The following is a 25707-nucleotide window of genomic DNA, read 5'->3' on the forward strand; positions in this document are numbered from 1 at the left end:
AATGACCATGAGGCGCGAAGACGCCTTGGGCGCACTGGCCGAGGAGGGGTTCTCGGCCCGGCGCGCTTTCACTCCCGAGCGGTCGGCCCAGGTCCGTCCGCTTGTGGAAAATTCATTCGGATCATCATTCTGCTGCTGACGCCTGCCCGCAGCGGAATCGGGGGGGAATTCCCATGCTTGTCAACGTCGCGAACCGTCGGGACCGCTCGCACCGCACGGTCTCACGGGCCGCCGCCACCGTCCTCGCGACGGTGCTGGCGGGCGGGACCGTCCTGCTGTCGGCGCCCGCGGCCCTCGCGGACGACAGCGGGGTGCCCGGGGCGAAGCTCAAGGTCAATGCCCCGGCTGTGATCGGACTCGCCGGGCAGCCGGTCGAGTTCACCGAGACCGTCACCAACACCGGCTCCCAGGGGGCCGGCTACCACCTCTTCCTGAAGGCCGTCACCGGCGAGGGCCTGCCGCGCAACAACGCCATCGTCCTCGACTACCGTGACCCGGCCGACGGCGCGTGGAAGCCCGTTCCGCTGTGGGCCGACGGCGAGGGGAACGACCTCGCCCACCGGGGCCAGGTGCCCTACTCCCTGGAGATCCCGGCGCACGGCAGCGTGACGGTGCAGCTGCGGATCGGCGTGCCGCTGGGCGGGCCGCACGAGGGGGCCGGCAACGGGGGGATCCAGTCGATGACCTTCGAGTCGTCGGTGGCCGTCGGTGCCCACGGCGCCGCGGTGACCCAGGAGACCGACACGATCAAGGTCGCCGGCCTCTCGTCCTCGCCGTCCCACCTCCCGGCCACCGCGGTCGCGGGCGGCCCGCCCATCGAGTTCGACGTCGTCCTGAAGAACCCGACGCCCTCGCGCTACATCAACGTCTCCGACGTCCTGTTCGCCGGCGCGCACGCCACGGTCGAGGTCCGCAGGGCGAACGGCACCTGGACCGCGCTGAAGCAGGTGCGCGGCACCTTCGGCGAGGACAGCCCCGGCGTCTACCTGGAGGACCGCGACTCCAGCATCCGCGCCAAGTCGACGACCACCCTGCGGGTCCGGGTGTCGTACGACGCCGCCACCCCGCTCGGGTCGGTCGACGTGACCCCCGTCCTCTTCGTCAACGAGAGCCCGACCCGGCCGTTCTCGGGGACGTCGATGGGCGGCCAGGGTGCCACCGTGCAGATCGTCGCGCCCGGCGCCTCGGTGCCCAAGGCCAAGCCGGCCGCGCAGGAGGCGCCCGCCGCCAAGGGCGCGTCCGTCGTCAAGGAGGCCTCTGCGGGGAAGGAGGCCTCGGCCGGGAAGGCCCCGGCGCCCGCGGCCGCGGCGCCCGTCGCCGCTCCCGCCGCTCCCGTCGTCCCGGCCGCGTCCGCTGCCCCGAGTGAGGCCCCCGCCCCGGCCCCGGCCCCGGCCGCCCCGTCCGCGTCCTCCGCCCCCGTCGCGGCGGCCCCGGCCACGGTCGAGCTGGCCGAGACCGGGTCCTCCGCGTCGCTCACCGCGGCCCTGGCGGCCGGTCTCACCGTGCTCGCGGTCGGCGGCGGCGCCACCTTCTGGCTGGCCCGCCGCCGCCTCTGACCGCGCCGACAGGGGGGCGGCTCCGCCACCGGCCGGAGCCGCCCCCGTCGCATGTCGCGGCGACGGTCAGCCGGTGAGCCGCGGCGGGTGCCAGTCGTAGGTGGCAGCGGCGCGGCCCAGGAGGAGGCGGTCGGGGAGGAGACCGGCGGCGGTGAGGGCGAGGTCGCGGGCGAGGACCGTGAGAGGGGAGCGGAGGGCGACCAGCGCGCCGACGGCGCGCGAGCCGTCGACGACGGCGGTGGCGCGGGGGAGGCGGGCGGCGGTGTAGGCGGGGAGGGCGGCGGCCGGGTCGGCGTCGGGGCGGATGCCGGCGGCCAGGACGACCGCGTCCTCAATGGCCTGGCAGGCGCCCTGGCCCTGGAAGGGGCACATGGCGTGGGCGGCGTCGCCGAGCAGCGCCACCCGGCCGCGGTGGTAGGCGGGGAGCGGGTCGGCCAGCTCCCAGACGTCATGGCGCAGCACCGCGGCCGGGTCGGTGGTGGCGAACAGCTCGGGGACGGGCGCGCACCAGCCGCCGTAGCGGCGCAGGAGTTCGGCGCGTTCGTCGCCGTCGGCGGCGCGGGCGCCGGCCGGGGCGAGGGCGGCGCCGTAGACGTACACCCGGCCGTCGGCGAGCGGCACGATGCCGGCGAGCCGACCGTGGCCCCAGACCTCGCCGACGGCGAACGGCGGGCGGGGCGGACGGGCGACCAGGGATCGCCAGGTGGTGAACCCGGAGTAGCGCGGGCCGGGGTGGTGGGGGAAGAGCAGGCCGCGGGTGGCGGAGCGGATGCCGTCGGCGCCGACGACCAGGGCGGCGGCCTGCTCGCCGTCGGGGGTACGGACGACCGCGGGGGTGCGGGCGTCGCCGGGCTCGCCGGGGTCGACGAGTTCGGCCCGGGAGCCGGTGCGGACGGTGCCGGCGGGCAGCGCGTCGACGAGGGCGTCGATGACGTCGGCGCGGGCGACGGCGATCAGCTTGTCGCCGAAATGGGCCTCGACGGCGTCGGTGCCGGTGCGGGCGAGCCAGCGGCCGGAGGGGCGGCGGATACCGACGGCGGGGTGAGGGAGGGCGAGGGCGCGCAGGCGGTCGCCGATGCCGAGCCGGTCGAGGGCGCGCAGGGCGTTGGGGGCGAGCGCGAGGCCGGCGCCGACGGGTTCCAGCGAGGCGGCGCGTTCGTGGACGGTGACCGGGACGCCCCGGCGGTGCAGGGCGAGTGCGGCGGCGAGGCCGCCGATCCCGCCGCCGATGACGACGGCGCGCGGTGACGGCTCCTGAGGGTCTGGGCGGTCCATGGGGCTCCTCTCGGACGCGGAAACTACATCTGTAGTTCCGTTCGCACGAGCCGACCGTACTACAGGTGTAGTGAGAATTGGGCGGGGGCCGGGGGGAGCGACGATGATCGGACCCATGACCAGTAGTGCCGCGCCCGCCGGCCCCCAGCGCCAGACTCTGATCGCCGACGCCGCCGTCGCGCTGATCGCCGAGCGCGGTCTGCGCGGGCTCACGCACCGCGCCGTCGACGAGGCGGCCGGCCTGCCCGCCGGCTCGACCTCCAACCTCGCCCGCACCCGGGCGGCGCTGCTGGAGCTGGCGATCACCCGGATCGCGGAACTGGAGTCACCGGCGTACGCGGCGCCGGTGCGCGCGCCCACGGCGGAGCACGCCCGGGAGCTGCTCGCCCAGCTCGCCGCCGACGCCGTCCACCAGGCGCTCACCGTCGGCCGCACGCTCACCGTGGCCCGCTTCGAGCTGGCCCTCGAAGCCACTCGGCGCCCCGAACTGCGCGTCGTCTACGACCGCCTGGGCGCGGGCTTCCTCGGCCTCGCGGTCACCCTGCTCACCCAGTGCGATTCCCGCACCCCCGAGGCGGACGCCCGCCGACTGGTCCGCTGGGCGGACGGCGTGCTCTTCAACGTCACCGCCGGCAGCGGCGCCGGCCGCGTCCCCGGGCCGGCCGAACTCGGCGCCGAGGTCACCCGCTACCTCGCCGCCCTCCTGGACGGCTGAGCGCCCCCGCTCAGCGGGCGGGTGCGTCCAGGGCCGGGGCGAGGACGGCGAAGGCCTCGGCGGTCAGGGCGGCCGGGTCGATGGCGCCGTCGCTGTCGCTCCAGCGCTCCAGGACGGCGCCGAAGGCGGTGAGCGCCATCCCGGCGGCGAGCCGGGGGTAGAGGACGGCGGCGGGGTCGAGGTCCAGCCGGCGGGCCAGTTCGGCCGACAGTTCCGCGCGCCATTCGGCCTGCCGCTCCAGGAAACGGGCGTGCAGGGCCGGGGTGCGCAGGATCAGCTGGACGGCGCGCAGCGCCCGGTCGCCGTGCTCGCCGCAGGCGGTCAGGGGGACCGAGACGGCGTGCCGCAGGGCGGCCGAGGGCGGCTCCGCGGCGGGACGGGCGGCCAGTTCGGCGCTGATGCCGCTGCCCAGGTCGGCCAGGAAGCGGACGATCACGTCCTCCTTGGACGCGAAGTAGCGGAAGAACGTCCGCTTGGACACCCCGGCGTCGGCCGCGATCTCGTCCACCGTGACGGCGTCGAACCCCTGGGTGGTGAGCAGCCGGAAGGCGGCTTCGGTCAGCTCGTCCACGACGAGTTGGCGCTTGCGCTGGGCGAGGCTGACGGCGGGTCGGGAGGTCACCCGACGATGGTAACGCCATGCCGACAGTGTCATCCAGTAGCGCCTTGACACCGAGTGACACGAGCGGCAGCATCTGCCATATGAAGCCTTTGGAGCCAACAGGCGGCCCTGCGGACCAGCACGGGCGGGTGTTCGTCGTCACCGGAGCGAGCAGCGGGCTGGGCCTGGCCACCGCCCGGGTGCTGGCCGAGCGGGGCGGGCGGGTGGTCCTCGCCGTCCGGGACGAGGAGCGGGGGCGCGCGGCCGCCGCCCGGATCGCCGCCGCCCTGCCGGACCCCGGCGTGCCCGACCGCCTCGAAGTCCGCCGCCTCGACCTGGCCGACCTCGACACCGTGTGGACCTTCGCCGACCGGCTGCGCGCCGACCACCCCCGGCTGGACGTCCTCGTCAACAACGCGGGTGTGTTCGCCCCGCCCCGCGCGCTCAGCCCGCAGGGCCACGAGCTGCAGTTCGCCGTCAACCACCTCGGCCACTTCGCCCTCACCGGCCTGCTGCTCGACGCCCTCGCCGCCGGCCGCGACCCGCGCGTGGTGACCGTCAGCTCGCTCAACCACCGCAAGGGGCGGATCCGCTTCGACGACCTCACCGGAGCGCGCGACTACACGCCGATGGGCTTCTACGACCAGTCGAAGCTCGCCAACGCGCTCTTCGGCCGCGAACTCCACCGGCGGCTGACCGCGTCCGGCAGTCCGGTGCGCAGCCTGCTCGCCCACCCCGGCTACACCGCCACCGGTCTGCAGACCAACGGGCCGACCGGCCTCACCCGGCTGCTCTTCGGACGGCTGCTGCGGCCGCTCGCCCAGCGCCCGGCGGACGGCGCGCTGCCGCAGCTGTACGCGGCGACCGACCCGTCCGTGCGCGGCGGGGAGTTCATCGGCCCGGACGGCCGGGGCGAACTGCGCGGCGCGCCGACCCGGGTCCGGCTCGCGCCCTCGGCGGCCGACGCCGAGGCCGCCCGCCGGCTCTGGGAGCTCTCGGAGGAGCTGACCGGTGTGCGGTTCGGCCTGGCGGAGGCCCGGGCCTGAGGCGACCGGGGCCCTCGGCGCCCGAGCACGCGGCCTGCGCCGGGCACGCCGAAATCGCCGCCGCTGCCCGGTCCGGCCTCACCATCCGCGCCGGGCGCGGCTGCGCCGGAGCCACCGCCGGAGCCGCGCAGCGCGGCGGGCAGGGCGGCGATCAGCGTGTCCACCCCGAGGGCCGACCGGGGATCCGGACTTCCCGGAGCGGGAGCCCCCGGTGTGGACGATCATCTGACCATCGGTCATCCGGCCGTCCTGGAGGGGTTGTCCAGGGTCGGCCGGGTCACTCGATGGTCACGCTCACCTCCATCCGGTCCGCCCCGGGCGTGCCGGCGACGTCGAGGGTGATGCCGCTCCAGGTGCCGTCGGGCTCGTCCAGCGCGGGCCGGGTGTGCTCGCCGATGCTGGTGTTGCCGAGCGCCGGGTAGAGGTCGGTGTCGTCACCGCGGTTGCCCTGGCCGAAGATCTTCGCCAGGTCGCGCCGGCCGTCGGCCTGCATCAGCTCGATGGCGAGGTGCTTCTCGTCGTTGACGTTGTCGATGCTCTCGTCCACGACGTACGCGGCGATGCCCTGGTCCGGGAGGAACTTGTCCTGCCCGCTCTGGCGCCGGTACTCGACGATGATGTACTGGGTGGGCGTCATCCGGGGGCTGCGGACGAACAGGATGTCGCCGCCGTCGGAGACGGGGCTCAGGGTGATGTCCTTGGTGGTGCTGGTGACGGCCTGCGGGGCGCTCCAGCCCTGGAACATCCGCAGCATGCCGTCCAGATACACCGGGGTGACGCCGTTGTTGCCCCAGGAGCCGGCCGCCATCAGGCAGTAGTTGCCGAGGCCGTTGGACTTGGTGAACTCGACGTCGCCGGTGTCGTAGAGGTCGGGGTAGCCGCAGGCCAGGTGGCCCCACTCGTGGCAGCAGACGCCCACCTTGCAGTCCTCGGGGACGGTCAGGAAGGTCTGCACGGCCAGGCCGGGGGCGACCGGGGTGGGGGCGTCGTTGAGCCACTTGGCGCTCCACAGGGCGCCCTGGACCTTGGCCGGGTCCTGGATCGCCTCGGCTCCGCTGTCCGCGTGGACGACGAACAGGGCGGTGATGTCGCCCGTGCCGAGGGCGTCGAAGTCCTTGGTGAACTTGACGCCGTTCTTGAGCGCGAGGGCGATCGCGTCGGCGGCCATGCCCTGCTCGTTCCTGGGCGCGGTGCCCTGGCCGGACTGGTTGTCGGCGTAGAAGGAGATCGGGTGCGGCAGCGTGAACCAGCCGTGCACCTCGCCCTGGGGGTCGATGCCGCCGGCGCTCGGGTCGGTCGCGTCGAAGCCGCTGACCTGCCGGTAGTAGTCGCGCAGCGAGCCGGTGGCGAAGGTGCCGGAGCTGAACAGCAGGTCTTCGAAGTGTGCGGGGGTGTTCGCGGGGTCGTGCGGGTGGTCGGGGAAGTCCACCAGCAGCACCATGGTGCGGACCACGCCCTTGAGCTGCTTGCTCGGACGGGTGATCAGCTGGGCGTCGGTGCTGGGACCGGGGCGGGTGGCGCCGTCGTCGAGGCCGATGACGTTCTCACCGCGCACCCGGGAGAGCCAGACGTAGTAGTACTGGCCGAAGGTGATGTGCTTCGGCAGTCGGCGGGTCTCGATGAGCTTCAGGTACTCGCCGTGGAGCGCCTGGAGGGCGTCCGGTGACATCGGCACCGGGCAGGCGTACGGGTGGTGGGTGGTGGGGAGGCCGGGGACGAGCTGGGGACGCAGCGGGGTTAATGTGTGACGCATGGTGACGGCTCCTTCGAGCCTGCTCGCCCCGCCGGGGCGTCTGCGGCGCCATGGAGGCGTGCTCGGCGCCCCGCCGAGTGGGCGGTCGCCGACTGTCGCCCGGTTTGTCGAGGGATGGTCGGCTTGGGCCGGCGCCGGTGGCAAAGGGGGCGATATGCGGCTTTCTGTCCCTATTTTGACGCCCCGCACGGCCGCAGCACCAGACCCGAAGGCCTGTCGGTTTCCGTCGGGTGCCGCTCAGCCCGCCCGGTGCGCCGCCGCGGCCGCCGTGAAGGAGGCGGCGAGCTGCGGGTATCCCGCCCAGTGCAGGTGCAGATACGAAGCGTGAACATTCTCCGCCCCGGCCGCGCCCGCGAATCCCTCGGTGCGCGGACCGGTCGGCAACCTCCAGCCCCAGGCGGGCCGTTCGCCGGCGCCCGGCTCGCAGACCGTCCGGTGGAACTCGTGCCCGCGCAGCCTGGCCCCGGTCGGTGCGAGCGGCGAGTCGTGCAGGGCGACCGCCTCCCGGTACCCGAGGGTCAGCCGCTCGGTCATCCGGGCCGAGGTGTCCAGCACCCCGCACATCGGCAGGCCGTCCAACTCGCGGCCGAGGTAGAGCAGTCCGGCGCACTCGGCGGAGACCGGGCCGCCCGCGGCCGCGAACGCGGCGATCGCGGACCGCAGTTGACCGTTCGCACTGAGTTCCCGGACGTACAGCTCGGGGAACCCGCCGCCGATCACCAGGCCCGCCGTACCCTCCGGCAGGGCGTCGGCGTGCAGCGGGTCGAACGGCACCACCTCGGCGCCGGCCGCCGTCAGCAGTTCGGCGTTCTCCGCGTACGAGAAGGAGAACGCCGCGCCCCCGGCCACCGCGATCCGCGGCACGCCCGCAACAGGCACGCCTGCAACAGGTACGCCCGCCACAGGCACCGCCACCTCCGCCGCCGGGTCCCACGGCTCGACGCCGGCCAGCGGCGGCGCCGTCCGGGCCAGCGCCAGCACCGCGTCCAGGTCCACCGAGCCGGCGACCAGCTCGCCCATGTCCGCCACCGCCCGCAGCGCCTCCGCCGAGCGCTCCACGGCCGGGATCAGCCCCAGGTGCCGGGACGGCGTGGCGACCGCCGCCGAGCGCCGCACCGCGCCCAGCACCGGCACCCCCGAGCCCTCCTCCAGGGCCTCGCGCAGCAGCTGCTCGTGCCGGTCGGAGGCGACCCGGTTGAGGATCACCCCGGCCAGCCGCACCTCCGGGTCCCAGGAGGCGAAGCCGTGCACCAGCGCGGCCACCGACCGGGACTGCGAGGAGGCGTCCACCACCAGCACCACCGGCGCCCGCAGCAGCTTGGCCACGTGCGCGGTGGACGCCAGCTCGCCGCGCCCGGAGGCGCCGTCGAACAGGCCCATCACGCCCTCGACCACCGCCACGTCCGCCCCGGCCGCGCCGTGCAGGAAGAGCGGGGCGATCCGCTCCGGCCCGCACATGAACGCGTCCAGGTTGCGGCCGGGCCGCCCGGCGGCCAGTCCGTGGTAGCCCGGGTCGATGTAGTCCGGGCCGACCTTGTGCGGGGAGACGGCCAGCCCGCGCGCGGTGAGCGCGGCGATCAGGCCGGTGGCGACGGTGGTCTTCCCGGCGCCCGAGGAGGGCGCCGCGACGACGAGACGGGGGATGTTCACGTGCTCAGGCTCCGTAGGTCCGGACCGCTACCACTCGATGCCGCGCTGGCCCTTGCGGCCGGCGTCCATCGGGTGCTTGACCTTGGTCATCTCGGTGACCAGGTCGGCGAAGTCGGTCAGCGCCTCCGGTGCGTACCGGCCGGTGATGACGACGTGCTGGCTGCCCGGGCGGTCCTTCAGCACGGCCACCACCTCCGCCGGGTCGATCCAGCCCCAGTGCATCGGGTAGGTGAACTCGTCCAGCACGTAGAAGCGGTAGGTCTCGGCGGCCAGATCGCGCTTGACCTGCTCCCAGCCCTCCTTGGCCGCCGCCTCGCTGTCCAGCTCCATCGCGCCGGTGCGCTGGATCCAGGACCAGCCGGAGCCCATCTTGTGCCACTCGACGGTGCCGCCCTCGCCGGAGGCGCCGAGCACCCGCAGCGCGTTCTCCTCGCCGACCTTCCACTTGGCGGACTTCACGAACTGGAACACCCCGACCGACCAGCCCTGGTTCCAGGCGCGCAGCGCCATGCCGAACGCGGCGGTGGACTTGCCCTTGCCGGGGCCGGTGTGCACGGCGGTGATCGGCAGGGTACGGCGCTGACGGGTCGTCAGGCCGTCCTCGGGGACGCTCTCGGGGACACCCTTGGGCATATCGGCTCAGGCCGCCTTTCGCATCGCGGGGGACATCGGTCGGTTCTCGCGGACGAGCGAGGCGACGCCGTCGGCGCGCAGCTCGTCCAGGGTCACGGCGGTGGCGCGCAGCCGGGCCGCCAGGGCGCCGGCCAGGCCGAGCCGGACCGGGCCGCACTCGCAGTCCAGCACCACGCTCGCCACGCCCTGCGCGGCCAGCAGCCCGGCCGCCCGGTGCGACCGCGCGACGGCGTCCCGGCCGCCGCCGGTGGCCCGGCCGTCGGTCACCACGACCAGCAGCGGGCGGCGGTCCGGGTCGCGCAGCCGCTCGACCCGCAGCACCTCGTGGGCCCGCAGCAGGCCGGCGGCCAGCGGGGTGCGCCCGCCGGTGGGCAGCGACTCCAGGCGGGCCGCGCCGACCTCCACCGAGGAGGTGGGCGGCAGTGCCAGCTCGGCCGAGGCGCCCCGGAAGGTGATCATGCCGATCTTGTCGCGGCGCTGGTAGGCGTCCATCAACAGCGACAGCACCGCGCCCTTGACGGCGGTCATCCGCTGCCGGGCCGCCATCGAACCGGAGGCGTCCACGACGAACAGCACCAGGTTGGACTCCCGCCCCTGGCGCACCTGCTCGCGGAAGTCGTCCTTGTGCAGCACCAGCGCGCGCGAGGAGCGCCCGCGCGCCACCTGGTGCGGTGCGGCGGCGCGCAGTGTGGCGCTCAGGTGCAGCCGGGCCAGCCGGCCCCGCGGGCGGCGGGCCCGGACGGTGTGGCCGCCGTCGGTCTCGGCGGGGGAGCGGCGGCCCTGGGCGCCGCGCCCGGTGCCGTTCACCGCGAACAGCCGGGTGCGGTACGGGTCGCCGGCCGCGACCGGCGCCGACTCCCGCGCGGGGGAGGGGTGCTGGGCCGGGACGGGCTGCGGGGCGGCGTCCTCCCCGGCGGCCGGGTCCGCCTCCAGCGGCGGACCGTCCGGACCGGAGGGCTCCGGCGCGCCGCCGCCCCCGCCGCCGTCGGGGCCGCCGTCCTGCGGACCGCCGCCGTCCGGCCCGTCCGGGCCGCCGTCCGGGTCCGGCTCCGGGTCGTCCTGGGACCCCTCGGCCGTCGCGGGCTCGGGCTGCGGCTCCGGCTCGGGCTCCGACTGGGCGTGCTCCTCCAGCACCCGGTCCAGCTGCTCCTCGTCCAGCCCCGGCGCGTCGAACGGGTTGCGCCGGCGGCGGTGCGGCAGCGCCAGCTGGGCGGCCTTGCGGACGTCCTCCGCCAGCACCTCGGTGCGCCCGGCCCAGGCGGCCAGCGCGACGGCGGTGCGCGCCATCACGATGTCCGCGCGCAGCCCGTCCACCTCGAACGCCGCGCAGACGGCGGTGATCTGGCGCAGCGCCGTGTCGGTCAGCTCCACCTTCGCCAGCAGCTCGCGCGCGGCGGTGATCCGTGCCGCCAGCGCCCGCTCGTCCGCGGCGAAACGGGCGGCGAACGCGGCCGGGTCGGCGTCGTAGCCGAGCCGGCGGCGCACCACCTCGGCGCGCTCCGCGGGCTCCCGGGTCGCGGCGATCTCCACCGTCAGGCCGAACCGGTCGAGCAGCTGCGGGCGCAGCTCGCCCTCCTCCGGGTTCATCGTGCCGACGAGCAGGAAGCGCGCCGCGTGCCGCACCGACACGCCCTCGCGCTCGACGTAGGAGCGGCCCATCGCGGCGGCGTCCAGCAGCAGGTCCACCACGTGGTCCTGCAGCAGGTTCACCTCGTCGATGTAGAGCACGCCGCGGTGCGCCCGGGCGAGCAGGCCGGGCTCGTAGGCCTTGACGCCCTCGGCGAGCGCCCGCTCCAGGTCCAGCGAGCCGACGATCCGGTCCTCGGAGACGCCGACCGGCAGCTCGACCAGCCGGGCCGGGCGCTCGGAGGCCGGGGCGCCGGCGTGCGCGCCGTCGGGGCACTGCGGGTCCGGCGCGGCCGGGTCGCAGGCGAAGCGGCAGCCGTCGACGGTCGCGATGGACGGCAGCAGCCCGGCCAGCGCGCGCACCATGGTCGACTTGGCGGTGCCCTTCTCACCGCGCACCAGCACCCCGCCGACCGCCGGGGAGACGGCGTTCAGCAGCAGGCCGAGCCGCAGGTCGGCCATGCCGACGACGGCGGTGAACGGGTAACGGACGTCACTCATGCATGCTCCCCAGGGGCCCCGGGCGCCAGGGTCGGCAGCGATCCGGCCGCCGGCACCCCGCCCTCGATCAGCTTCCACAACGCGTCGGTGTCCGCGTGTTCCTCGATCAGCTCGCCCAGCCGGTCCAGCCGGGCCTCCCGCGCGGCGGCGAACGAGGTGTCCGGCGCGGGCACGAACGCCCGGCCGGCGGCCGCCGCGACCTCACGCAGCAGCGCGCGCCGGAAGCCGTCGTTCTCCAGCGCGCCGTGCCAGGTCGTCCCCCACACCTGGCCCACCCGGCAGCCGTCCAGGAACGGTTCCCCGCCCTCGACGGTGACGACGCCGTGGTGGATCTCGTACCCCTCGACCCGCTCCCCGAAGGCCTCGCCGACCGGCCGGGCGAGCACCTTCCCGGCGCCGAACCGCACCCGGGTCGGCAGCAGCCCGAGGCCGTCCACCGCGCCCGCCTTCGACTCGACCTCGTCCACGATCGAGTGCGCCAGCATCTGGTAGCCGCCGCAGACGCCGAGCAGCGGGCGCCCGGCCGCCGCCCGCGCCTTCAGCGCCGGCTCCAGGCCGCGCTCGCGCAGCCAGGCGAGGTCCGCGACGGTGGCCCGGGTGCCGGGCAGCACGACGAGGTCGGCGTCGGCCAGCTCCTCGGGCCGGGTGGCCCAGCGGACCAGGACGCCGGGCTCCTGGACGAGCGCGTCCAGGTCGGTGAAGTTGGACAGCCGGGGGAAGCGCAGCACGGCCACCCGCAGCACGTCCGCGCCGAGCGGGCCGCGCGCGGCGGTCCGGTCGACGACGGTGGACAGGTCGAGCGAGTCCTCGGCGTCCAGCCACAGGTCCGGCAGCATCGGCAGGGTGCCGAGCACCGGGCGGCCGGTCAGGTCGCGCAGCATGTCCAGGCCCGGCGCGAGCAGCCGCGCGTCGCCGCGGAACTTGTTGACGAACCAGCCCGCCACATGCCGCTGGTCCTGCGCCGACAGCAGCGCCAGCGTCCCGTACATCGCCGCGAAGACGCCGCCGCGGTCGATGTCCCCGACGACCACGACCGGCAGCCCGGCGGCGGTGGCCAGGCCCATGTTGGCGATGTCGCGGTCGCGCAGGTTGATCTCGGCGGGCGATCCCGCGCCCTCGCAGACCACCACGTCGAAGCGGCGGCGCAGGTCCGCCAGGCACTCCAGGGCGCGCTCCAGCAGCAGCGGCTTGCGCTCCCGGTAGTCCAGCGCGCCGACCTCGGCGACCGGACGGCCCAGCAGCACCACCTGGCTGCGGCCGTCCCCGCCGGGCTTGAGCAGCACCGGGTTCATCGCCGCCTCCGGCTCCACCCGGGCCGCCTGCGCCTGCATCGCCTGCGCGCGGCCGATCTCGGCGCCGTCCGCGGTGACGAAGGAGTTCAGCGACATGTTCTGCGCCTTGAACGGCGCGACCGCGACACCCTGCCGGGCCAGCCAGCGGCAGATGCCCGCGGTGACCACGCTCTTGCCGGCGTCCGAGGTCGTCCCGGCGACCAGTAGCGCCTTGCTCATGCCCCACCCCTCCGCTTCCTGATCGGCGCCGCCCGGAGCAGCAGATGCCCGGCGACGGTCGTACCCAGGGCCAGCGCGCTCACCCGCCGGGAGAGCACACAGGCCCGTTCGATGTCGTCCACCCCGACGGGGCGCAGTTCCCCGCCCAGCACGGGGCGGTGCTCCATGCGCTCGCCGTACCGCAGCGTGCCGCCGAGCCGCACGCCCACCGCGCCCGCGAAGGCCGACTCGGCCTGGCCGGCGTTCGGGCTGGGGTGCGCCGAGCCGTCGCGGCGCCAGACCCGCCAGGCGGTGCGCGGCTCGGGGGCGGCGGCGACCGTCAGCAGCGCGGTCAGCCGCGCGCCCGGCCAGCCCGCCACGTCGTCCAGCCGCGCCGAGGCCCAGCCGAACCGGGCGTAGCGGGGCGAGCGGTGACCGACCATCGCGTCCAGGGTGTTCACCGCGCGGAACGCCAGCAGGCCGGGCGTGCCCGCGAGAGCGCCCCACACCAGGGCGTTGACCACGGCGTCGGCGGTGTTCTCGGCCACCGACTCGACGACGGCGCGGGCGAGCTGCCGCTCGTCCAGCGCGCTCGGGTCGCGCCCGCACAGGTGCGGCAGCCGCTCCCGGGCCGCCGTCAGGTCGCCCGCCGCGAGGGAACGGCCGATGGTGCGGGCCTCCCGGGTCAGCGAGGCGCCGCCGAGCACCGTCCAGGTCGCGGCGGCGGCGAGGGCGGCCCGGCCGAGCGGACGGCGGGCCAGCAGCCGGTCGGCGGTCAGCGCGCCGGCCGCGACGGTGCCCACGGCCAGGGCGGTGAAGGCGGCGCCGGCGGCGCGGTGGTCGCGCCACAGCAGGCGCTCCAGCCGGCCGGCGGCGGAGCCGAAGCCGGCCACCGGGTGGCCGCGGCGCGGGTCGCCGAACCGGGCGTCGGCCAGGTAGCCGGCGACGGCACCCGCGCCGAAGGCGACGGCCCGGCTCAGCGGGCGCACGGCAGGGCGCAGCATCGCGTGCGTGTCCTCACTCAGGGTCCGCGCCCTGGATCGACGAACCGGCGGCGAGAGTCTCCTGGCTTCCGGGTCGAACGCACGGTCCGGGCCTTCCAGCGGCTTCTGACGGCTCGCCGTGGCGTGTTCCGGTCGTGCTCCCCGGTGACAGTGGCGGGACCGCGCCGGACTCGCACCGGCTTCCTCTGCATGCCTCCGTATTGGCTGAAGGATCCCATCACGGGCCCGAACCGGGAGTCAACCGAGGTCGTGGAGGGCGTTGGTCACACGCCGCGCCGCCCGTCCCGCCCGGTGTGACGTTCCTCCCGGAACAACCCGTACGGCCGTGTCCTACTGGCTTCCCCCCGCCCGCGCGAGTGGACTGAGGGGTGGGTCCGGACACCGGGCAGGCCAGACACCGAGCAGCCAGACACCGAGCATCGGGGAGCGAGTATGCGTTGGGGAATCGCGGCCACCGTGGCGGCCGCCGCCGTCGGCACCGGGGCCGCCGTCCTGGTGGTTGGCCGCAAGGCGTCCGAGCGGATGGTCCGTTCGGCCGGGGCCGCCCGCGACCGGAGCGGCCCGGTCCTCGTCCGGAGCCTCGGCGCGGGGCGGGTCACCTTCACCCGCACCCCGGTGAGCGAGCGCCCCGGCCGCTGGGCCGTCGAGTGGGGCGAGGACGGCCACGCGGTGGTCGAGGAGGTCCTGCACCGCGACGACAAGGGCGTCACCCGCCGCCTGGTCCGCGCCGAGCGCGGCACCCTCGCCCCCGGCACCGAAGTCCGCTTCACCCCCCGCGTGTACCTCGGCGACCCGGCCTCGGCGCTCGGCCTGCCGTTCGCCGAGACCGCCGTCGAGGGCGAGCTGGGCGCGATGCCCGCCTGGCGGCTGGACGGCAAGCGCGGCACCTGGGTGGTCCTGGTCCACGGCCCCGACGCCGACCGCGCGCAGAGCCTGCCCGTCCTCCCCGAGCTGCAGCGCCTCGGCCTGCCCGCGCTCGCCGTCACCTACCGCGGCGACGCCGGCGCGCCCGCCTCCCCGGACGGCCTCGGCCACTTCGGCGAGACGGAGTGGCGGGACGTCGAGGCCGCGGTGCGCACCGCCCTGGAGGCCGGCGCGGGCCGGGTCGTCCTCTACGGCTGGTCGCTCGGCGCCACGATCGCCCTGCACACCGCCGCCCGCTCGGACCTCGCCCCCTCGATCAGCAGCCTGGTCCTGGACTCGCCGGTGCTGGACTGGCCGGCCACCGCCCGCCGGGACGCCGCCCGGTCCGGCTACCGGGGTGCGGCCGCCGAACTCGGCGCGCTCGCCGCCGAGGGCCGCACCGGCGTGGATCTGGCCGACTTCGCCCGCCTCGCCGACGGCACCGACCTGCGGGTGCCCACCCTGGTGCTGCACGGCCCCGACGACCCGGTGGCCCCGTTCGCCGCCGCCCGGCGCCTCGCCCACCGCCGCCCGGACGTGGTCAACCTCCAGGCCTTCCCCGGCGGGGACCACGCGGCCCTGTGGAACACCGCTCCGGACCGCTACGCCGAGACCCTGCGCCGCTGGCTCACGCCGTTCTGCTGATCGGCTTGCAGCCCCCCCTCGCGCGGAATTCCGCGGCGCACCGGTTCCGTCTGGCATGGACCCGCCATAGAGATCAAGCCAGTCGGTTTGGCCTCTGTTGCCCGATCTTGTCGAGCCCCCGCGCCCCCCTCCGGCCCCGCGCGGACAACCGGATGTGACAGATGGCCGGTGCAAGGGGAAGACTGCTCGACGTGACGTCTCGGAATCCGCGCGACCGTGATGCCCCGCTCCCGCCGACGATCGGTACCGGTGCGACGGTGACCCGTCTCCCCGGAACGGCCCACCGCTCCGCAGGCGCCAGGCCGGGGGCCCCGGGCGTACCCCGCCGACGAGGCCCCGCCCCCGCACCCGGCCGTGGCCGGGTCCCCGTGCCGGAGGGCTTCCCCGCTCCCGCCGAGCTCGCCCCGCTGGCCCGCCGCATGCTGGTCGACGCCGTCCGGATCGCCCGCTGGGCCGGTGAGCTCGACGAGGTCGACAAGCGCGGCGAGCTGCTGCCCGACGACGCCCGCGCCGCCGGCCTCGCCCTCGCCATGACGGTGGGCGCCGCGGCCAAGTCGTGGGGCCAGGCCCTGCTGGTCGGCCTGGTCGAGGCCCGGGACGGCGGCGCCGGCCCCGGCTGGCGCCTGCATGCCTGGGAGCACGACGACGAGGCGGTGGTCCGCGGCTGGTCGGCGCTGTTCGACGCCTGGACGCTGCTCGCCCCGGTCCCGCCCGCCGCCCTGCGCGGCGTCTTCGCGGTGCTCGCCGGGCAGGCCGTCGACCAGGCCCCGCAGCTGCTGTCCTTCCTCCACCTGGTGGACGGCCCGGTGGCCGACGTCGAGCTGCTCGAACTGCTCCGGCGCGGCCTGGACGAGCGCCGGGTCGGCGGCGGCGAGGGCACCTTCGGCCTCTCGCCCGTCCCGCACGCGGCCTCCGCCGTCTCGGCCGTCCGCGGCACCTGCCGCGAGCCGCAGATCGACACCCCGGCCTCGCCCGCCGACGTCGCCGCCGTCCTGGACTGGATGCTGGACGGCCTGGCCGCCGTCGGCGCGCTGGTCCGCCGGGACAACGCGGCCGAGCTCTCCCCGCTCGGGCACTGGGCGGTGCGGGCCAAGCTGGAGGAGATCTGCACCGTCGCGCAGACCGCCGCCGGCCACATCGAGCAGAGCGCGCTGGAGCTGCTGAGCGCCTGCGCCGACTACTCGCCCGGCCCGGCCCGCGCCGAGTACCGGGCCTGGCTGGCCGCCCGCCCGGCCGACCGGGCGGTGGCCGAGCTGCTGGAGGCCGCGCAGGGCGAGGACGCCCTGGTGCGCGGCCTGGCCTTCGAGGCGCTGCGGGTGGCCGGCGTGACCGCCGAGCAGGCCGTCCGGGCCGCCGTCGACGAGCCGGTGCTGCGCCCCTACGCGCTGCTCTGGCTGGCCGAGCGCTCGGACGAGGGGGTCTCCCCGGCCGACGTGCTGGGCGCGGAGGACGCCGCCTGGCTCTGGGTGGACACCGCCGCGGCCGTGCTCGACCACGGCGAGACGGACCTGCTCGTCGGCCACGTCGAGGGCGCCTCGGCCGGTGACCCGGTGCGGCTGTTCGCCCGGGCCCGGCAGTCCGGGCACCCGCGGGCGGCCTCGGTGCTGACCGCCGTCTCCGGCGTGCACCCGGACCCGGGCGTGGCCCGCGCGGCCCGCCGCTCGGCGTTCAGCGTCCACCGCGGCGGCGCGTAGCCGACACCGGCGCCCGCGCCGCGGGCGCCCACATGCGCAAGGGCCCGGCTCCCCGAGGGGAACCGGGCCCTTGCGCATGCCCGAGGGGGAACGTCAGCCGACCCGCGACTCCGCGCGGCGGGCCCGGACGTCGCCGACCTTCTGGCCCACCTTGCGGCGGATGACCAGCAGCGGCGCCATCGCGGCGAGCGCGATCTGCGCGAACGCGCCGATGTGCAGCAGGTTGTCGCCGCCCGGCAGACCGGTCGCCCAGGCCGCCAGGCAGCCGATCGAGACGACGATCCAGCAGAGCGTCGCGGTGGCCAGCAGGCCCTGCGGCTTGGGGTACTCGATCCGGCTGACCATCAGGTACGCCGCGCCGAAGATGGCGAGCAGACCCGGCAGGAACGGCGGGTCGAGCAGCACGATGGCAATCACCGTCATGGCGCCCATCGGGCAGGGCATGCCCTGGAACACCCCGGGGCGCACCTTCACGGCGGAGAAGCGGGCGAGCCGCAGGACCACCGCGAGCAGCACGGTCAGCGCGATCAGGGCCGACAGCCGGCTGTTGGAGCCGGGCGAGACCATGCCCCAGACCGCGACGAAGTAGGCCGGCGCGATGCCGAAGCTGATCAGGTCGGCCAGGTTGTCGAGTTCGGCCCCGAGCGCGGAGGAGCGCAGCTTGCGTGCCACCAGCCCGTCGAACAGGTCGCACATCGAGCCGATCAGCAGCAGCGTCACCGCGGTGGCGGCGCTGTGCTTGTCCGGCGCGGCGTCGGGGTTGGTGATGTGCGGGACGAGCACCCCGGTGGTGATCGAGTAGATCGCCAGGAAGCCGCAGACGGCGTTCCCCAGGGTCAGGAAGTCGGCGGTGGACAGGTGCTGCGGCGAGCGCGGCGCGCGCAGCTCGCGGTCGCGGGCCCAGCGGCGGCGGCGCAGGACCGTCTCCTCGTCCTCCAGGCCGACGATCGTCTCAGGATCAGTCACGGTCAAGGCGCGTCACCCCGGCGGTGGTCTTCTGGCCGACCTCGACGCCGACCTCGACGCCGGCCGGCAGGTAGGTGTCGACCCGGGACCCGAACCGGATCAGACCGATCCGCTCGCCCTGCTCGACCTTGGTACCGGCGTCCACGTACGGCACGATGCGGCGCGCCACGGCGCCCGCGATCTGGACCATCTCGATGTCGCCGAGCTCGGTGTCGAAGTGCCAGACGACCCGCTCGTTCTGGTCGCTGTCCTTGTTGAACGCGGGCACGAAGCCACCGGGCACGTGCTCGACGGAGGTCACGGTGCCGGGCAGCGGGGCCCGGTTGACGTGGACGTTGAGCGGGCTCATGAAGACCGCCACGCGGGTCCGGCCGTCCGGCCACGCGTCGATGCTCTGGACCACGCCGTCGGCGGGGGAGATCACTCTGCCCGTGCCGATCTCACGCTCGGGGTCGCGGAAGAACCACAGCATGCCGGCGCCGAGCGCACAGGCGGGTACCGCGGCCAGGGCCCACTTGCCACTGCGCCGGGTGAGGGCGGTGGTCACGGCGGCCGTGGCGAGGGTGGGGACGAACCAGGGGGTGGCTCCGCGCGCGATGGTCACGCGGGGTCGCCGACCGGCCGTCGTGGCTGCGAGGGCATCGCGGTCCGTGACGGAGGTGTGAGGGGACGGGCTGATGGGCATCGAAGACCTTTGTCGCGGGGGATCATGGCCGCTGGACGGGGGCCACCGCGGGATCGGGTAAGAGGGGGACGTCTGCTGTCCCGGTGGATGCTATCGGGAGCAGACGGTGGGTGGGCAACCCGCCTGCTCGTCATGTGACCTGCCGGAGGCGCGGTCGCGCCCCTTCCGTACGACCGTAGCTCGCCCCGCTCCGGTTCCCAAGGGACCGGGCGAAGCTGGTGACTCATGTCTCAACGGTGCCCGTACGGCCGTTCGGGGCCTCCCGCCGAGGGCAGGGCGAGGGCGGCACGAGGGGATGCCGAGGGGATGCCGAAGCGGCCGCAGGGCGCGTGACAGCAGCGGTACGCCCTACGGCCGCTTCGGTGGGCCGTGCCGGACCCGGGGCGGACCGGGCCGACGCCTCGGAGCACGGCACGGTGCCGGGACGGGCCCGCACGCCCGTCGACCGGCGGCTTGTGTGGCCCGCGGATCACTGCGCGATGCGGTACTCCTCCAGCAGCCGGCGCCCGACGATCATCTTCTGGATCTCCGCAGTACCTTCACCGATCAGCAGCATCGGGGCCTCCCGGTAGAGCCGCTCGATCTCGTACTCCTTGGAGAAGCCGTAGCCGCCGTGGATCCGGAAGGAGTCCTCGACGACCTCCTTGCAGTACTCGGAGGCGAGGTACTTGGCCATGCCCGCCTCCAGGTCGTTGCGCTCGCCGCCGTCCTTCTTGCGGGCGGCCATGACCATCATCTGGTGGGCGGCCTCGACCTTGGTGGCCATCTCGGCGAGCTTGAACTGGATCGCCTGGTGCTCGGCGATCCGCTTGCCGAAGGTGGTGCGCTGCTGGGCGTAGGCGATGCCCAGCTCGAAGGCCCGGCGGGCGACGCCGCAGCCGCGCGCGGCCACGTTGACGCGGCCGACCTCGACGCCGTCCATCATCTGGTAGAAGCCGCGGCCGGGGACGCCGCCGAGGACCCGGTCCGCCGGGACGCGGACGTCCTGGAGGACCAGCTCGGTGGTGTCGACGCCCTTGTAGCCCATCTTCTCGATCTTGCCGGGCACGGTGAGGCCGGGGACGGTCGGGTTCGGCCCGAAGCCCGGGGTCTTCTCGACCAGGAAGGTGGTCATGTTCTTGTAGGGGGTGGAGCCGCCCTCGTCGGTCTTGCACAGCACCGCGACCAGGGTGGAGGTGCCGCCGTTGGTCAGCCACATCTTCTGGCCGTTGAGGACGTAGAAATCGCCGTCCCGGACGCCCTTGGTGCTGATCGCGGCGACGTCGGAGCCGAGGCCCGGCTCGGACATCGAGAAGGCGCCGCGGATCTCGCCGGCCGCCATCCTCGGCAGGAAGTGGTCCTTCTGCTCCTGGGTGCCGTGCGCGTTGATCATGTGCGCGACGATGAAGTGGGTGTTGACGATGCCGGAGACGGACATCCAGCCGCGGGCGATCTCCTCCACCACCAGGGCGTAGGTCAGCAGCGACTCGCCGAGGCCGCCGTACTCCTCGGGGATGGTCAGGCCGAAGAGGCCGAGCTGCTTCATGCCCTCGACGATCGCGGCCGGGTACTCGTCCTTGTGCTCCAGCTCGGTCGCGACCGGGATGATCTCCTTGTCGACGAACTCGCGCACGGTGGCGAGGATGTCCCGCTGGATCTCGGTGAGGCCGTCGGTCTGTGCGAGGCGTCCCATCGTGCGGCTCCTGTCATGCCTGAGGGAAAGAAGAGGAGAAAGAAGAGGAGGGGGGTGGACGGGGGCTCCGCGGGCGTGGCTTGCGCGGAGCCCCCGTGAACCGGGTCGGGCTGCGGCCGATGACGGCGGCCGGCCCGTCCGGGGCTCTGGGGCTCTGGGGCTCCGGGGGGGCCGGGCTCAGCCGAGGGGGGTGGGGCGGCCGGGCTGCTCCCCGCCGCGTGCCTCGGTGTACGTCGCGGTCGGCACCATCACCTTGCGGCGGAAGAGGCAGACGACCGTGCCGTCCTGCTTGTAGCCCTTGGTCTCGACGTACACGATGCCGCGGTCGTCCTTGGACTTGGACGGCCACTTGTCGAGCACGGTGGTCTCGCCGTAGATCGTGTCGCCGTGGAAGGTCGGCGCGACGTGCCGCAGCGACTCGACCTCCAGGTTGGCGATCGCCTTGCCGGAGACGTCCGGGACGGACATGCCCAGCAGCAGCGAGTAGACGTAGTTGCCCACCACCACGTTGCGGCCGAAGTCGGTGGTCCGCTCCGCGTAGTTGGTGTCCAGGTGGAGCGGGTGATGGTTCATGGTGAGGAGGCAGAAGAGGTGGTCGTCGTACTCGGTGACCGTCTTGCCGGGCCAGTGCTTGTACACCGCGCCGACCTCGAACTCCTCGTAGGTGCGTCCGAACTGCATGTCTCAGTACTCCTGGGGGTCGGCGTTCTCAGGCCTGCGGGGGCTCGAACTCGGAGGTGCGCTTCAGACCGGCGGCGCGGCCCTTGCCGGAGACCACCAGCGCCATCTTGCGGCTGGCCTCGTCGATCATCTCGTCGCCGAGCATCGCCGAGCCCTTGAAGCCGCCCGCCTCGGAGGTGCACCAGTCGTAGGCGTCGAGGATCAGCTCGGCGTGGTCGTAGTCCTCCTGGGAGGGCGAGAAGATCTCGTTGGCGGTGGCGACCTGGTCCGGGTGCAGCACCCACTTGCCGTCGAAGCCCAGCGCGGCGGCGCGGCCGGCCACCTCGCGGTAGCCCTCCTGGTTGCGGATCTGCAGGTAGGGGCCGTCGATCGCCTGGAGGTCGTGGGCGCGGGCGGCCATCAGGATGCGCATCAGGATGTAGTGGTAGGCGTCGGCCGGGTAGCCGGGCGGCTGCTCGCCGACCACCAGGGACTTCATGTTGATCGAGGCCATGAAGTCGGCCGGGCCGAAGACGATGGTCTCCAGCCGGGGCGAGGCCTGGGCGATGGCGTCGACGTTGATCAGGCCCTTGGCGTTCTCGATCTGCGCCTCGATGCCGATCCGGCCGACCTCGAAGCCCATGGTCTTCTCGATCTGGGTGAGCAGCAGGTCGAGCGCCTTGACCTGCTCGGCGTCCTGGACCTTGGGCAGCATGATGCAGTCGAGGTTCGGGCCGGCGCCCTCGACGACGGTGATCACGTCGCGGTAGGTCCAGTGGGTGGTCCAGTCGTTGACCCGCACGACGCGGGTCTTGCCGCTCCAGTCGCCGTTGTTCAGGGCGTCGACGATGGAGTGCCGGGCGCTCTCCTTGACCAGCGGGGCGCAGGCGTCCTCCAGGTCGAGGAAGACCTGGTCGGCGGGCAGGCCCTGGGCCTTCTCCAGGAAGCGCGGGTTGCTGCCGGGCACGGCGAGGCAGGAGCGGCGCGGGCGCAGGCGGTTGACGTTGGACATGCGGGGTGGTTCCTTCCGGGGTCAGCTGGTCGTCGTGGCCGGGGCGGGCGTCCACGGCTGGAGCCTGTTGGCCAGCCGGATCTCGTCCACGATCCGGCCGATGATGGTCGTGATGCCGAAGTCCTTCGGGGTGAACACGGCGGCGACGCCGGCGGCCCTGAGGGCCTCGCCGTCCGCAGCCGGGATGATGCCACCCACGATCACCGGGACATCCTCCACCCCGGCCCGGCGCAGCCGGTGCAGCACGTCGGGGACCAGCTCCGAGTGGGCGCCGGAGAGGATCGACAGGCCCACGCAGTGGACGTCCTCGGCGACGGCGGCCGCGACGATCTGCTCGGGGGTGAGCCGGATCCCCTGGTAGACCACCTCGAACCCGGCGTCGCGGGCCCGCACGGCGATCTGCTCGGCCCCGTTGGAGTGCCCGTCCAGGCCGGGCTTGCCGACCAGCAGGCGCAGCTTGCCGCAGCCCAGCTCGGCGGCGGTCGCGGCGACGGCCTCGCGCACCGCGGCCAGCTCGCCGCCGGGCTCGGCCGCGACCGCGACCGGGGCGCCGCCGACGCCGGTGGGCGCGCGGTACTCGCCGAACACCTCGCGCAGGGCGAAGGCCCACTCGCCGGTGGTGACCCCGGCTCGGGCGCAGGCCAGGGTGGCCGGCACGAGGTTCTCGGCGGTGGCGGCGACGGTCTTGAGCTCCTCCAGCGCACGCAGCGCGGCGACCTCGTCGCGCTGCCCGCGCCAGGCCTCCAGGGCGGTCAGCACCGACTGCTCGGAGGCCGGGTCGACGACCATGATCGCGGTGTCGAGGTCGGCCGTGAGCGGGCTCTCCTCGGTGGTGTCGAAGCAGTTCACCCCGATGATCCTGTCCTCGCCGGACTCGATCCGGGCCCGCCGGGCCGCGTGCGCGGCGACCAGGTTGGACTTCAGGTAGCCGGACTCGACGGCCGGGATGACCCCGCCCATCTCCAGCACCTTGGCGATCTCGGCCTCGGCGCCGGCCAGCAGCGCGGCGGTCTTGGCCTCCACCACCTCGGAGCCGTTGAAGAGGTCCCCGTACTCCAACAGGTCGGACTCGTAGGCGAGCACCTGCTGGATCCGCAGCGACCACTGCTGGTCCCACGGGCGGGGCAGGCCGAGCGCCTCGTTCCACGCGGGCAGCTGGACGGCGCGGGCGCGGGCGTCCTTGGAGAGGGTGACGGCGAGCATCTCCAGCACGATCCGCTGGACGTTGTTCTCCGGCTGCGCCTCGGTCAGGCCGAGCGAGTTGACCTGGACGCCGTAGCGGAACCGGCGCTGCTTGGGGTCCTCGATGCCGTACCGCTCGCGGGTGACCTTCTCCCAGAGCCGGCCGAAGGCCCGCATCTTGCACATCTCCTCGACGAACCGCACACCGGCGTTGACGAAGAAGGAGATCCGGGCGACCACCTCGCCCATCCGCTCGGCCGGCACCTGGCCGGAGTCGCGGACGGCGTCCAGCACCTCGATCGCCGTGCACATCGCGTAGGCGATCTCCTGGACCGGGGTGGCCCCGGCCTCCTGGAGGTGGTAGCTGCAGATGTTGATCGGGTTCCACTTCGGGATGTTCCCGACCGTGTAGGCGATCATGTCGGTGATCAGGCGCACCGAGGGGCCGGGCGGGAAGACGTGCGTCCCGCGCGACAGGTACTCCTTGACGATGTCGTTCTGGGTGGTGCCGGTGAGCCTGGCGATGTCGGCGCCCTGCTCCTCGGCGACCACCTGGTAGAGCGCCAGCAGCCACATCGCGGTGGCGTTGATGGTCATGGAGGTGTTGGTCTGTTCGAGCGGGATGCCGTCGAACAGGGTCCGCATGTCGCCGACGTGGCCGACCGGCACGCCGACCCGGCCGACCTCGCCGCGGGCGAGCACGTGGTCGGAGTCGTAGCCGGTCTGGGTCGGCAGGTCGAACGCCACCGAGAGGCCGGTCTGGCCCTTGGCCAGGTTCCGCCGGTACAGCGCGTTGGAGTCCTGGGCCGTGGAGTGCCCGGCGTAGGTGCGCATCAGCCAGGGGCGGTCGCGGTCGGCCATGTCAGTTGTCCCTGCCGCGCCGGATGGTCCGCTCGTCGAGCTCGCGGAAGAGGTTGATCGCCGGCAGGTGCCTGGCGCGCAGTTCGGCGTCGCGCACGCCCAGGCCCTCCTCGGGGGCCAGGCACAGCACGCCGACCTTGCCCTGGTGCTTGTTGTGGTGCACGTCCAGCGCGGCCTGGCCGGTCTGCTCCAGCGGGTACACCTTGGAGACGGTCGGGTGGATCTTTCCCTTGGCCACCAGGCGGTTGGCCTCCCAGGCCTCGCGGTAGTTGGCGAAGTGCGAGCCGACGATCCGCTTGAGCGACATCCACAGGTACCGGTTGTCGTACTGGTGCATGAACCCGGAGGTGGAGGCGCAGGTGACGACGGTGCCGCCCTTGCGGGTGACGTAGACGCTCGCGCCGAAGGTCTCCCGGCCGGGGTGCTCGAAGACGATGTCGACGTCCTCGCCGCCGGTCAGCTCGCGGATCCGCCCGCCGAGCCGCTTCCACTCGCGCGGGTCCTGGGTCTGCTCGTCCTTCCAGAACCGGTAGCCCTCGGCGGAGCGGTCGATGATCGCCTCGGCGCCCATCGCCCGGCAGATGTCGGCCTTCTGCGGGCTGGAGACCACGCAGATCGGGGTGGCGCCGCCGGCCAGCGCGTACTGGGTGGCGTAGGAGCCGAGGCCGCCGCTGGCGCCCCAGATCAGCACGTTGTCGCCCTGCTTCATGCCGGCGCCGTTGCGCGAGACCAGCTGGCGGTAGGCGGTGGAGTTGACCAGGCCGGGGGAGGCGGCCTCCTCCCAGGTCAGGTGGGCGGGCTTGGGCATCAGCTGGTTGGTCTTCACCAGGGCCAGCTGGGCGAGGCCGCCGAAGTTGGTCTCGAAGCCCCAGATCCGCTGCTCCGGGTCCATCATCGTGTCGTTGTGGCCGTCGGAGGACTCCAGCTCGACGGACAGGCAGTGCGCGACCACCTCGTCGCCCGGCTTCCAGGCGTTGACCCCGGCGCCGGTGCGCAGCACCACGCCGGCGAGGTCGGAGCCGACGACGTGGTACGGCAGGTCGTGGCGCTTGGCGAGCGGCGAGAGCCGGCCGTAGCGCTCCAGGAAGCCGAAGGTGGAGACCGGCTCGAAGATCGAGCTCCACACGGTGTTGTAGTTCACGGCGCTCGCCATCACGGCGACCAGGGCCTCACCCGGGCCCAGTTCGGGCACCGCGACCTCGTCGAGGTGGAGGGACGTGCGGGGGTCCTTGTCGCGGCTGTCGAGCCCGGCGAACATCTGCTCCTCGTCCTTGTGGAGCGTCACCGCCCGGTAGGACTCCGGCAGCTTCACGTGGGCGAAGTCCGCCGCCGTGCTGTCGGGGCTGAGGATCGCGTCGAGGATTTCCTTCATGGCTGCCTCCGAAGGCGTACCTGTGTGAGGGCACAGGGCGTCTGGGGGAGCCGGGAGCGGACACCGGCTTCGCTGAACGGGGTGGTGGGTGGTGGCTGGTGGGCCGAGTGGCTGGTGGGCCTGGTCCCGCGGTGGGTCGCTCCCGGGGTTGGGGGAGCGCCGGTACGACGGCGCGCCGAGGTGGGGAGCCGCGGCGCCGCGACTG

At 74.3% G+C, this 25707-nt stretch carries 20 protein-coding genes and 1 riboswitch; of the genes, 5 read left to right on the forward strand and 15 right to left on the reverse strand.

Annotated features, from left to right (window positions below; translation table 11 throughout):
* Positions 1-173 precede the first annotated feature (173 nt).
* A complete protein-coding gene (locus ACFCLZ_RS27475; protein ID WP_380280224.1) occupies positions 174-1556 on the forward strand; it encodes a hypothetical protein in 1383 nt (460 codons plus the stop codon).
* 66 nt (positions 1557-1622) lie between these two features.
* Here ACFCLZ_RS27475 and ACFCLZ_RS27480 read toward each other — a convergent pair whose 3' ends face one another.
* Positions 1623-2831 carry an FAD-dependent monooxygenase gene (locus ACFCLZ_RS27480; RefSeq protein ID WP_380280226.1) on the reverse strand — a complete coding sequence of 403 codons (1209 nt, stop codon included), beginning with the start codon at positions 2829-2831 and terminating at the stop codon, positions 1623-1625.
* 115 nt (positions 2832-2946) lie between these two features.
* Between ACFCLZ_RS27480 and ACFCLZ_RS27485 the strand changes: the two genes are divergently transcribed.
* A complete protein-coding gene (locus ACFCLZ_RS27485; protein ID WP_380280228.1) occupies positions 2947-3546 on the forward strand; it encodes a TetR/AcrR family transcriptional regulator in 600 nt (199 codons plus the stop codon).
* A gap of 10 nt (positions 3547-3556) precedes the next feature.
* Here the strand turns inward: ACFCLZ_RS27485 and ACFCLZ_RS27490 are convergent, their stop codons facing one another.
* Positions 3557-4168 carry a TetR family transcriptional regulator gene (locus ACFCLZ_RS27490; protein WP_380280230.1) on the reverse strand — a complete coding sequence of 204 codons (612 nt, stop codon included), beginning with the start codon at positions 4166-4168 and terminating at the stop codon, positions 3557-3559.
* Between the two features lie 80 nt (positions 4169-4248).
* Between ACFCLZ_RS27490 and ACFCLZ_RS27495 the strand changes: the two genes are divergently transcribed.
* Positions 4249-5193 (forward strand): oxidoreductase, encoded by a 945-nt coding sequence (locus tag ACFCLZ_RS27495; RefSeq protein WP_380280232.1) that lies wholly within the window; start codon positions 4249-4251, stop codon positions 5191-5193.
* Between the two features lie 277 nt (positions 5194-5470).
* Here ACFCLZ_RS27495 and ACFCLZ_RS27500 read toward each other — a convergent pair whose 3' ends face one another.
* The 6 genes from ACFCLZ_RS27500 to ACFCLZ_RS27525 form a co-directional block, all read right to left on the reverse strand.
* Entirely contained in the window at positions 5471-6946 is a 1476-nt protein-coding gene (locus ACFCLZ_RS27500) for a M6 family metalloprotease domain-containing protein (RefSeq protein ID WP_380280234.1), read from the reverse strand.
* Positions 6947-7183: 237 nt separating this feature from the next.
* Positions 7184-8596, reverse strand: coding sequence for a cobyrinate a,c-diamide synthase (locus ACFCLZ_RS27505; protein ID WP_380280236.1), 1413 nt, complete (start codon positions 8594-8596; stop codon positions 7184-7186).
* A gap of 27 nt (positions 8597-8623) precedes the next feature.
* Complete coding sequence (gene cobO / locus ACFCLZ_RS27510) at positions 8624-9229, reverse strand: cob(I)yrinic acid a,c-diamide adenosyltransferase (RefSeq protein ID WP_380280238.1); 606 nt, start codon at positions 9227-9229, stop codon at positions 8624-8626.
* A gap of 6 nt (positions 9230-9235) precedes the next feature.
* Positions 9236-11356: a putative cobaltochelatase gene (locus ACFCLZ_RS27515; RefSeq protein WP_380280239.1), complete on the reverse strand. Its 2121-nt coding sequence runs from the start codon at positions 11354-11356 to the stop codon at positions 9236-9238.
* Complete coding sequence (locus ACFCLZ_RS27520) at positions 11353-12867, reverse strand: cobyric acid synthase (protein WP_380280240.1); 1515 nt, start codon at positions 12865-12867, stop codon at positions 11353-11355. Before ACFCLZ_RS27520 ends, ACFCLZ_RS27515 begins: the two co-directional genes overlap by 4 nt.
* Positions 12864-13850: a cobalamin biosynthesis protein gene (locus ACFCLZ_RS27525; protein ID WP_380280242.1), complete on the reverse strand. Its 987-nt coding sequence runs from the start codon at positions 13848-13850 to the stop codon at positions 12864-12866. The genes ACFCLZ_RS27520 and ACFCLZ_RS27525 overlap by 4 nt, the downstream gene beginning before the upstream one ends.
* A gap of 38 nt (positions 13851-13888) precedes the next feature.
* Positions 13889-14071: riboswitch (cobalamin riboswitch) on the reverse strand.
* Positions 14072-14282: 211 nt separating this feature from the next.
* Between ACFCLZ_RS27525 and ACFCLZ_RS27530 the strand changes: the two genes are divergently transcribed.
* Positions 14283-15398: an alpha/beta hydrolase family protein gene (locus tag ACFCLZ_RS27530; protein ID WP_380280244.1), complete on the forward strand. Its 1116-nt coding sequence runs from the start codon at positions 14283-14285 to the stop codon at positions 15396-15398.
* 368 nt (positions 15399-15766) lie between these two features.
* Positions 15767-17092: a hypothetical protein gene (locus ACFCLZ_RS27535; protein WP_380280246.1), complete on the forward strand. Its 1326-nt coding sequence runs from the start codon at positions 15767-15769 to the stop codon at positions 17090-17092.
* A gap of 93 nt (positions 17093-17185) precedes the next feature.
* On the opposite strand, the gene ACFCLZ_RS27540 is transcribed toward ACFCLZ_RS27535, so the two are convergent.
* From ACFCLZ_RS27540 to ccrA, 7 genes are all read right to left on the reverse strand, one after another.
* The gene (locus ACFCLZ_RS27540; protein ID WP_380280248.1) at positions 17186-18064 is read right to left on the reverse strand and encodes a CDP-alcohol phosphatidyltransferase family protein; all 879 of its coding nucleotides are present in this window, start codon (positions 18062-18064) and stop codon (positions 17186-17188) included.
* The gene (locus ACFCLZ_RS27545) at positions 18051-18743 is read right to left on the reverse strand and encodes a phosphatidylserine decarboxylase (protein WP_380280250.1); all 693 of its coding nucleotides are present in this window, start codon (positions 18741-18743) and stop codon (positions 18051-18053) included. Before ACFCLZ_RS27545 ends, ACFCLZ_RS27540 begins: the two co-directional genes overlap by 14 nt.
* 469 nt (positions 18744-19212) lie before the next feature.
* Positions 19213-20415, reverse strand: a complete 1203-nt coding sequence (locus ACFCLZ_RS27550) for an acyl-CoA dehydrogenase family protein (protein WP_380280252.1) — start codon at positions 20413-20415, stop codon at positions 19213-19215.
* Positions 20416-20592: 177 nt separating this feature from the next.
* A complete protein-coding gene (locus tag ACFCLZ_RS27555; RefSeq protein ID WP_380280254.1) occupies positions 20593-21096 on the reverse strand; it encodes a MaoC family dehydratase in 504 nt (167 codons plus the stop codon).
* Positions 21097-21124: 28 nt separating this feature from the next.
* Positions 21125-22087, reverse strand: a complete 963-nt coding sequence (locus ACFCLZ_RS27560) for an HpcH/HpaI aldolase/citrate lyase family protein (RefSeq protein ID WP_380280255.1) — start codon at positions 22085-22087, stop codon at positions 21125-21127.
* Between the two features lie 21 nt (positions 22088-22108).
* A complete protein-coding gene (locus ACFCLZ_RS27565) occupies positions 22109-24130 on the reverse strand; it encodes a protein meaA (RefSeq protein ID WP_380280257.1) in 2022 nt (673 codons plus the stop codon).
* A gap of 1 nt (position 24131) precedes the next feature.
* Complete coding sequence (ccrA, locus tag ACFCLZ_RS27570; protein ID WP_380280259.1) at positions 24132-25502, reverse strand: crotonyl-CoA carboxylase/reductase; 1371 nt, start codon at positions 25500-25502, stop codon at positions 24132-24134.
* Between the last annotated feature and the right edge of the window lie 205 nt (positions 25503-25707).

Source organism: Kitasatospora purpeofusca, assembly GCF_042691725.1.
Taxonomy (GTDB): Bacteria; Actinomycetota; Actinomycetes; order Streptomycetales; family Streptomycetaceae; genus Kitasatospora; species Kitasatospora purpeofusca_B.

Coding starts and splice junctions, on each gene's coding strand:
- ACFCLZ_RS27550 (WP_380280252.1), bottom strand. CDS start 20,415: ATGGGACGCCTCGCACAGACCGACGGCCTCACCGAGATCCAGCGGGAC.
- ACFCLZ_RS27500 (WP_380280234.1), bottom strand. CDS start 6,946: ATGCGTCACACATTAACCCCGCTGCGTCCCCAGCTCGTCCCCGGCCTC.
- ccrA (WP_380280259.1), bottom strand. CDS start 25,502: ATGAAGGAAATCCTCGACGCGATCCTCAGCCCCGACAGCACGGCGGCG.
- ACFCLZ_RS27525 (WP_380280242.1), bottom strand. CDS start 13,850: ATGCTGCGCCCTGCCGTGCGCCCGCTGAGCCGGGCCGTCGCCTTCGGC.
- ACFCLZ_RS27520 (WP_380280240.1), bottom strand. CDS start 12,867: ATGAGCAAGGCGCTACTGGTCGCCGGGACGACCTCGGACGCCGGCAAG.
- ACFCLZ_RS27485 (WP_380280228.1), top strand. CDS start 2,947: ATGACCAGTAGTGCCGCGCCCGCCGGCCCCCAGCGCCAGACTCTGATC.
- ACFCLZ_RS27545 (WP_380280250.1), bottom strand. CDS start 18,743: ATGCCCATCAGCCCGTCCCCTCACACCTCCGTCACGGACCGCGATGCC.
- ACFCLZ_RS27515 (WP_380280239.1), bottom strand. CDS start 11,356: ATGAGTGACGTCCGTTACCCGTTCACCGCCGTCGTCGGCATGGCCGAC.
- cobO (WP_380280238.1), bottom strand. CDS start 9,229: ATGCCCAAGGGTGTCCCCGAGAGCGTCCCCGAGGACGGCCTGACGACC.
- ACFCLZ_RS27475 (WP_380280224.1), top strand. CDS start 174: ATGCTTGTCAACGTCGCGAACCGTCGGGACCGCTCGCACCGCACGGTC.
- ACFCLZ_RS27495 (WP_380280232.1), top strand. CDS start 4,249: ATGAAGCCTTTGGAGCCAACAGGCGGCCCTGCGGACCAGCACGGGCGG.
- ACFCLZ_RS27530 (WP_380280244.1), top strand. CDS start 14,283: ATGCGTTGGGGAATCGCGGCCACCGTGGCGGCCGCCGCCGTCGGCACC.
- ACFCLZ_RS27565 (WP_380280257.1), bottom strand. CDS start 24,130: ATGGCCGACCGCGACCGCCCCTGGCTGATGCGCACCTACGCCGGGCAC.
- ACFCLZ_RS27480 (WP_380280226.1), bottom strand. CDS start 2,831: ATGGACCGCCCAGACCCTCAGGAGCCGTCACCGCGCGCCGTCGTCATC.
- ACFCLZ_RS27555 (WP_380280254.1), bottom strand. CDS start 21,096: ATGCAGTTCGGACGCACCTACGAGGAGTTCGAGGTCGGCGCGGTGTAC.
- ACFCLZ_RS27560 (WP_380280255.1), bottom strand. CDS start 22,087: ATGTCCAACGTCAACCGCCTGCGCCCGCGCCGCTCCTGCCTCGCCGTG.